Origin of the sequence: Morganella sp. HMSC11D09 (assembly GCF_001807955.1) — a bacterium.
GTDB lineage: Bacteria > Pseudomonadota > Gammaproteobacteria > Enterobacterales > Enterobacteriaceae > Morganella > Morganella morganii.
Genome location: NZ_KV791679.1, coordinates 1 through 691 on the forward strand (window position 1 = coordinate 1; position 691 = coordinate 691).

Genomic DNA, 691 nt, shown 5'->3' on the forward strand with positions numbered 1-691 from the left:
CTCATTCAGTCTGCTCTGTTCAACCGAAAGCTCATCCTGCGCTGCCGCCAGGGATTTAACCGCATCTTCCTGACTGATCAGATGGTTAATCAGATAGCCGTTGATGCTGGGGCCGGGTGAGGCCAGCATCTGCTGATATCCTGCTATCGCTGATTTTAATCCCTCGACTTTCTGACGCTGTTCATCAACCAGTTTATTCTGTGCAGCCAGTGATTCCTTGGTTTTACCGGAGTTATCAGCGGTTTCCGGCAGCGTCATTTTATTAAGATTGGCACGAACCTGGTCAATGGTGGCGGCGTATTCAAGTGCGGACTGTCTTGCCTGCTCCTGCTTCTGGTACATGGTGTACCAGGCACCGGCACCCAGCATCACCAGCCCCGGAATACCACCGACCAGCCCCAGCGCACCACCAAGAAGACGTGAACCGACAGATGTGACGTTATTCAGGTTATTTTGTGCGATATTGCGGGCGTTTATATTGCGTGCAACGGAGGCCTGTACAGCGGCCAGCCGCTTTTCTGCGCCTGCCTGCGCATCGGTTCCGCGTGCAGCAGCCAGGGATTTTTGTGCCCGGTATTCTGCCGCACGCGCTCTGGCAACAGCAATTTGTGTTCCGCGCAACTGAGCCTGCGCAAGAGCAACCTCGCCTTTTGCGGCACCAGCCACCCCGATGGTTGCTTTGGTCACACTG

1 protein-coding gene is annotated in these 691 nt (G+C 55.1%); it reads right to left on the reverse strand.

All coding sequences use genetic code 11. The features are described from left to right. On the reverse strand, positions 1-691 hold a 691-nt coding region (locus HMPREF3119_RS19725), incomplete at both ends, for a phage tail tape measure protein (protein ID WP_305777632.1).